Annotated in this window: 7 protein-coding genes; 3 read left to right on the plus strand and 4 right to left on the minus strand. The window is 63.1% G+C overall.

The window, feature by feature from the left end:
* Both AB7F49_RS36655 and AB7F49_RS36660 read left to right on the plus strand, forming a co-directional pair.
* On the plus strand, positions 1-969 hold a 969-nt coding region (locus AB7F49_RS36655), incomplete at its 5' end, for a Bug family tripartite tricarboxylate transporter substrate binding protein (protein WP_428532039.1).
* Between the two features lie 2 nt (positions 970-971).
* Positions 972-4,202: a 2Fe-2S iron-sulfur cluster-binding protein gene (locus AB7F49_RS36660; RefSeq protein ID WP_428532042.1), complete on the plus strand. Its 3,231-nt coding sequence runs from the start codon at positions 972-974 to the stop codon at positions 4,200-4,202.
* 19 nt (positions 4,203-4,221) lie between these two features.
* Here the strand turns inward: AB7F49_RS36660 and AB7F49_RS36665 are convergent, their stop codons facing one another.
* From AB7F49_RS36665 to AB7F49_RS36675, 3 genes are all read right to left on the minus strand, one after another.
* On the minus strand, positions 4,222-4,842 hold the full coding sequence (locus AB7F49_RS36665; RefSeq protein ID WP_428532045.1) for a pyridoxamine 5'-phosphate oxidase family protein: 621 nt from the start codon (positions 4,840-4,842) through the stop codon (positions 4,222-4,224).
* A 30-nt stretch (positions 4,843-4,872) separates the two neighbouring features.
* Positions 4,873-5,361, minus strand: a complete 489-nt coding sequence (locus tag AB7F49_RS36670; RefSeq protein ID WP_428532048.1) for a DUF1348 family protein — start codon at positions 5,359-5,361, stop codon at positions 4,873-4,875.
* A gap of 64 nt (positions 5,362-5,425) precedes the next feature.
* Complete coding sequence (locus AB7F49_RS36675) at positions 5,426-5,971, minus strand: carboxymuconolactone decarboxylase family protein (RefSeq protein WP_428532051.1); 546 nt, start codon at positions 5,969-5,971, stop codon at positions 5,426-5,428.
* A gap of 131 nt (positions 5,972-6,102) precedes the next feature.
* Between AB7F49_RS36675 and AB7F49_RS36680 the strand changes: the two genes are divergently transcribed.
* Positions 6,103-7,014, plus strand: coding sequence for a LysR family transcriptional regulator (locus AB7F49_RS36680; RefSeq protein ID WP_428532054.1), 912 nt, complete (start codon positions 6,103-6,105; stop codon positions 7,012-7,014).
* A gap of 68 nt (positions 7,015-7,082) precedes the next feature.
* Here the strand turns inward: AB7F49_RS36680 and AB7F49_RS36685 are convergent.
* The coding region (locus AB7F49_RS36685) for an SDR family oxidoreductase (RefSeq protein WP_428532057.1) at positions 7,083-7,272 on the minus strand (190 nt) is incomplete at its 5' end.

Here is a 7,272-nt window from a genome sequence, read left to right on the forward strand (position 1 = left end):
GATTTATTGAACCGTCGATCGTTCTTGGTCGCGGGCGCCGCGGCGCTCGGTTCAGCGATCACCGTTGATGCCGACGCCCAGACCCAAGGCACGGTTCGCTTGATCTATCCATTCGCCGCGGGAAGCGGCGGAGACGCCATGGCGCGTATCGTTGCCGACAAGCTGAGTGCCGGACTGTCGACTCCAGTGATCGTCGAAAACCGAACAGGCGCCGCCGGACGGCTCGGCACCAAAGCCGTCGTAACGGCGGAACCCGACGGCAAGACCCTGCTGTTTTCTCCCAACCCACCGGTGGCGATCTATCCCCATTCGTACCCGATGCTCGAATACGATCCGGTCCGCGACCTGAGCCCAATTTCGCTGATCGCGACCTTTGACGTGGCGCTCGCCGTATCATCCAAGACCGACGTCAGGAATATTCAGGAGCTGATCACCTGGGCCAAGGCCAATCCGTCGCAGGCCAATTACGGCTCGCCGGGTGCCGGCGGGCTCGGGCATTTCTTCGCGGTATTAGTCGCACTCAGCGCTGGTGTCGACCTGAAGCACGTCAGCTATCGCGGATCCGGTGCAGTAATGACAGACCTGCTCGGCGGACAGATTCCGATGGCTGTGATTCCGCTTGGGGATGCTCTTGAAATGCATCGGGCCGGCAGGGCGCGCGTGCTTGCAACCTCCGGGGTCGAGCGTTCGCCGCTTGTGCCCGACGTTCCCACCTTCAAGGAGGCCGGTATCAATGCCGAAGGCCAGGGCTGGTACGCGGTCTATGCACCCGCCAGGACGCCGCTCGAGGTTGTGAACCGGCTCAACAAAATCATCGTCGAAGGCCTTGCAGACGCCGACACCAAGGCAAAAGTGCTTCGGTTGAACATGGTCCCGGAGACGTCGAGTCCCGAGCAGCTCGCCACATTCCGCGATGCGGACAGTGCCCGCTGGGCGCCGGCGGTCAAGGCATCCGGATTCAAACCGTAACAATGAAGCTATTCTCTTACAAGGATCGCCCGGTTCATCTCGGACCTTACCCGCTCGAACGGCTGCGCCGGCAGAGGAAGATGCCCGATCTCGGCGCCGTGCCGCCGATGCGGCCCGTTTCGTATGCCGACGAGGCAAATCCGGAATCGCTGACCAATGCGATGACGCGATACATCGGGATGCTCGATGTAGTGCGCGACGGCGCGGTAACCCCGCTCAAGGCTGAAATCCCCGACGATGCCGCCGAGCGCTCAAACCATCTCAAAGCTGCTGGCTATTATTACGACGCGACCCAGATGGGAGTGTGCGCGCTGCACCCCGATGCGCTGCTCGCGGAGCCGATCCGCAACCCGGCCGTTGCCGGCCTGGTTGCCGAGCTTGAGAAGGGCCAGCCCAAGACGTTCGCGGCAGGCATCGACCTGATCTACTCCGACGTGCTGGAGAGCGCGCGCCGGCAGCTCGGCCGCGTCGAACACCACACGCACGCCAACGTCATCCTGATCGAACATACGCGCGACCCGCGGCCGGGCGAGCCCGGCACGGACTGGTTTGTGAACACGCAGGCGCAGCGCGCCGGGGTGCTCGCGGCAAATACGGCGGTGCTGCTGTCGAGCTACATCCGGCTGCTCGGGTACGAGGCGCGATCGCATTCGGCGGCGTGCAGCGACGTCGATCTCGGCAAGCTCGCGGTTGCGGCCGGTCTTGCCCGCCTCGTCGGTGCGGGGCCCCACGCGCAACTCGTGAACCCATATGTCGGCGTTCGCTTCGGTCTCGCCGTCGTCACGACGACATTGGAGCTGGCCCCCGATCAACCCCTGGCGACCCACGGTGCATTGCGCAGCCTGCGCAGTCATGGTCCCGCCTGGTGGCTCGGCAAGGGAACGCAGAAGAACGCGTTCAACCGCGTACCCTACGCGCGTCGCGACTTTCAAATGGGGGCCCATCCGTTCGAGAGGTTGAAGCGCGTCGATACCCCGACGACGTTCATCGATGAGCCGCGGGTGCCGCGGTTTCCGAAGCGCGCCGACTTCTTCGCCCGCGCCGTGTTCGGCGACATGGGCAAGGAAATGCAGAACAACGCCAAGGGCGGATTCTATGTCCTGAAGTCCGCCATCGGCGCTGCTGCGCGGCGGGCGTTGGGAGCGCTCTTGCTGCTGCAATTCGGCGAAGCGCGGGGGTCGATCGCTCCAAGTGTGCGCGATCCGAAGCGCAACGCGCTCAACCTAAAGGCTGCATCGTACTACATGGCGACCGACGCCGTCGGTCTCTCGCGGTGCCCGGAGTGGGTCTACTACTCGCACGACGCGGCCGGCAATGTTCTACAGCCCTACCACAAGAACGCGATCTCCATGCTCTACGACCAGGGCCATGAGACGTTCGAGGGGGCGTCGGGCGACGATTGGATCTCCGTGGCGCAGTCGATGCGCGCGTACCTGCGCTTTTCGCTGCTTGGCGGCATCATCGCGGAACAAATCCGCCGACTCGGCTACTCCGCGCGAGCCCACACCGTGCTGGACGGCGACGTACTGCAGCCGCCGCTGCTGTTGCTCTCCGGTCTTGGAGAGGTGAGCCGCATCGGCGAGGTGATTCTCAATCCTTATCTGGGCCCACGGCTCAAATCCGGAGTCGTCACCACCGATCTCCCATTCGACCATGACAAGCCCATCGACTTCGGGCTGCAGACCTTTTGCCACGGCTGCAACAAGTGTGCGCGCGAGTGTCCGTCTGGTGCGATCACGGCCGGACCCAAGCTCATGTACAACGGCTACGAGATCTGGAAGTCGGATGCGGAGAAGTGCGCGCGCTATCGCATCACCAACCAGGGCGGAGCAATGTGCGGCCGCTGCATGAAAACATGCCCGTGGAACCTCGAGGGGCTGTTCTCGGAAGCCGCGTTCCGCTGGCTCGCCATGCGTATCCCGCGGCTCGCCAAGCACATCGCTGCGCTCGACGACCGGCTCGGCCGCGGCGGCATCAATCCGGTGAAAAAGTGGTGGTGGGACATCGAAATCGATCGCGCCACCGGCCAGCACAAGCGTGCGAGGACGACGCACGCACGCGGTCTTAACCGACATCTCGACCTCAAGTACGAGGACCAGACGCTGGCGGTCTACCCGGCGGACGTAATGCCCTCGCCCTATCCCGTGCCGCACCCGGTCGACCGCGAGGCGGGTATCGCGCGCTACCGCAACCTGCTGACACCGGCGGTCTACAAGATGAAGTTGGCCAATGGCGAGACGGATGGCCTCACGCCGCCGTTCAAGATGCCTGACGGACCGCCTCCGGTCTTTCCGGTGATTCTGAAGAAGCGCGAGGACATGACGACGGATACGGTGAAGTTCGAACTTGTGAAGGTCGACGGTAGCTCGCTGCCCAAGTGGGAGGCAGGCGCGCACATCGATGTCGTGATCGCGCCGGAGTACCTGCGTCAATACAGCCTCGCGGGAGACCCGTCCGACGACAGACGCTATGTGCTGGGCGTCCTGCGCGAAACACAGGGCCGCGGCGGTTCTGTGCTGATGCACCGTGCGTTCCGTGAGGGACGGCGGGTGTTCATATCGCCGCCGCGCAACCATTTTCCGCTCGACGAAACCGCGTCGCGTACATTGATGCTTGCCGGCGGCATCGGCATCACGCCGATGATCACGATGGCACATCGCCTGCACGCGCTCGGTCGGGACTTCGAGTTGCACTACTCCAGCCGTCGCCGAAAAGACGCGGGTTTCCTCACCGATCTTGCGACCGCGCCCTGGCACGACCGGGTTCGGCTCTATTTCACCGACGAAGGCACGCGCGCGGATCTTGGCGAGCTGATTCCGCGCTATGTGCCGAACCTCCACCTCTACACGTGTGGCTCTGCCCGTTATATGGACGCTGTGTTCGCGGAAGGCGCGGCAAAAGGCTGGCCCGAAGAAGCGCTTCACAGGGAATATTTCTCGGTTCCCGAGCCGCCCGACTATGTGAACGAGCCCTTCATACTGACTCTCGCAAGGACCGGGCGCCGCCTGGAGGTGCCGGCAGATAAGCGAGCCACCGATGTCCTCATCGAGGCCGGCATCACGGTCGACATGAAGTGCTCGGACGGCATCTGCGGTGTCTGCGCCGCGCCCGTCGTCTCCGGCGAAGTCGAACATCGCGACCATGTGCTCAGCGCCAAGGAGCGACAGAGAAAAATCATTCTGTGCTGCTCCCGTGCGAAAGCAGCCGGCGGCGAGGTCGCCATCGATCTCTAAGGGCGGGATGCCAGCGGCACTACGACGCCTGCGACGCTGACCGCCGGGCGAGCTCTGCCTCGAGTTCGCTAATGCGAGTCGTGAGTGGCGCTGTCATCGCCCGCACCTCATCCAGCGTGAATCGCTCGGTGATGTGTTGCGGGCAGTTCCAATCGAACCCTTCGACTTCGATCAGGAATCCGCGTTCGACACGGGCGCGGTAATCCGGCATCTCCAGCCGGGACAGCGATGCTGGATCATCCAGACCAATGATCCTCGCGCGTCCAAAGAGCTTCAGCCGGGTCTTCTTCGCGTAATCCATGAAGAACAGCGACACGCGGTCGTCGGTCATCAGGTTCCCCACGCTGACATATTGCCGGTTGCCGCGGAAATCCGCGAACCCGATCGTAGACTCGTCGAGTACGCGCACGAAACCCGTCGGGCCGCCGCGATGCTGCAGATAGGGCCAGCCCGTCTCGCTGACTGTCGCCATATAGAGCGAGTCGCGGGCTGCGATGAACGCGGCTTCCGCCTCGCTCAGGTGATAATTCGTGGTCTCCCGAACACCCTCCATGCGGGCATAGGGCGTGCGGCTGCGCATTTGCTCCTGCACCTTCTTTACCGTCGGAGTGAAGGCGATTTCCGCGAAGCGGTGCGGCATGGCATTCTCCTGCAGATCAAAGCTGGTGTGTCAAAGCCCGAGGTCGGACAGACCCGGGTGGTCCGCGGGCCGTGGGCCTTGCGGCCAGCGAAACTTCCGGTCGCTCTCGCGGATCGATTGATCGTTGATGCTCGCGAAGCGCAGGCGCATCAGCCCGCGCTCGTCGAACTCCCAGTTCTCGTTGCCATGGCTCCGGAACCAATTGCCGGCGTCATCGCGCCACTCGTAGGCAAAGCGTACGGCGATGCGGTTTTCGGCAAAGGCCCAGAGTTCCTTGATCAGGCGATACTCGAGCTCACGCGCCCATTTGCGCGTCAGGAACGCGACGATCTCGATCCGGCCGACCGGAAACTCCGCGCGATTTCGCCAGCGGCTATTCTCCGTATACGCCATCGACACGCGTTCGGGATCGCGCGTATTCCAGGCATCCTCGGCCATCCGGACTTTCTGAATCGCGGTCTCGCGCGTGAAGGGCGGCAGCGGTAGACGGGCGCCGGCGGGTCTGGCCGTCTCAGTCATCGAAAAACTCCTCACCCGGTTCAGGGGGGCGGCGCGGCGGGCGCCGCGCCGGGCTACGCTGAGTCTAGGCAGCCTTGTTCATGTCGATCTTCGGGAAGTCGATCTCGACCTGGGTCGCCTTGCCGAGCAGGTTGGTGAAGATGTTCATCGCGACATGCGTGATGATCTCGATGATCTCACCGTCCGAATGACCGGCCGCACGCACGGCATCAAACTCGGCCTTGCTCACCTCGCCGGTATGCTCGACGAGGGCGCGCGCGAAAGTCAGCGCGGCTTCGGCCTTGGCATCCGACGAACGGCCCTTGCGGTTCGCCAGCATTTCCTGATTGTCGAGGCCGACCTTGCGGCCGATGGCGGTGTGCGCCGAAACGCAGTACTGGCAGGCGTTCTGTTCGGCGACAGCCAGTGCGATGCGCTCGCGCGTCTTCAGATCAAGAAGACCCGCGCCTGCGATCTTATGGATCCCGAGAAACGCGTTCAGCGCTGCCGGGGAATTGGCCAGCGCGCGGATGAAGTTGGGAACCATGCCGAGGCCGGATTGGACGGCGTCCAGCAGCTGTTTGGCTTCGCCGGTGGCGGCTTGGGGGTCGATGACGGCAACACGAGCCATGGTTTTGAATCCTTCTCCAACTGGTTGGTGCGGGCGCCCCGCGGCGCCGCTGCCCCAGACAATTGCGCCTTTCCATTTTTGAAAGAATACTCGACATATGAAATTCATTATTTCCTATAGAGGAATTATCGATGGATCGCTTGCACGAGCTCGAGGTGTTCGTCGCAGTCGCCGATGCCGGCAGCTTTGCCAAGGCCGGCGCTCGCTTACGCCTGTCTCCCCCCGCGGTGACGCGGGCGGTGTCTGCGCTCGAGGACCGTCTCGGAGCCCGCGTCTTCAACCGCACGACCCGCAGCCTGACGATCACCGATGTCGGTCAACGTTTCCTGGAAAGCGCTCGGCGGGTCCTGACGGACCTCGATGCCGCTGAGAAGGAAGCGGTGGGTGAAACGGCCGTGCCCAACGGCCACCTGACAATCACCGCCTCCGTGACCTTCGGGCGCTCGGCTTTGGCGCCTGTCGTCTGTGGCTTTCTAAGCCAACACCCGCGTGTGACCGCTTCGGCGGTTCTGCTCGATCGGATCGTCAACCTCGTCGAGGAAGGCATCGACGTGGCCGTGCGGATTGGCGCCTTGCCGGATTCGAATCTGATCGCAAAGCGCATCGGAACCGTGCGCCGGGTCCTCGTTGCAAGCCCCGTCTACTTGGCGCGGCGAGGAATTCCCGCCACCCCCGCCGATCTGAAACTTCATTCCGTGATCGCCTTCACTGGCCTGATGCCGAATCGCGAATGGCGCTTCAGCAGCGAGCAAGGCCCCAACAGCGTCACGATCAATCCGGTATTCGAGATCAACGATGCGGTCGCCGCCATCGACGCAGCAGAAGTGGGCCACGGAATTACGATCGCCCTCTCCTACATGGTTCACGACAAGATCCGGGACGGCACGTTGACGACAGTGCTCGACAACTACGCACCACCACCGAGTCCGGTTCATTTTGTCTATCCCCAGGCGCGACTGGTCGCGCCCAAGATTCGGGCCTTCATCGACTATTCCGCGCCACGCCTGAAGCTTGCACTCGATCAATTCGCCGGGACGGGATAACAGACACCTCACGCATCTTTCGAATTGAGCCGGCGCTTGGCCAACAAGCGGCACCAGCGGCAAAGACGTCAACTGCCGTAAGTATTTCGCCCCGCCATCACGCCGCCGTCGACATCCCAAATCGCACCGGTGACCCAGTCTGCCTTGGCGGACAAAAGGAAGGCAATCACAGCCGCTACGTCATCGGCGGTGCCGATCCGCCCAATCGGATGAAAAGCATTGAAGCCTTGCAACGCGGAATGCACCTCGCCCTTCGCG

The sequence above is a fragment of the Pseudorhodoplanes sp. genome, assembly GCF_050250235.1.
Classification (GTDB): domain Bacteria; phylum Pseudomonadota; class Alphaproteobacteria; order Rhizobiales; family Xanthobacteraceae; genus Pseudorhodoplanes.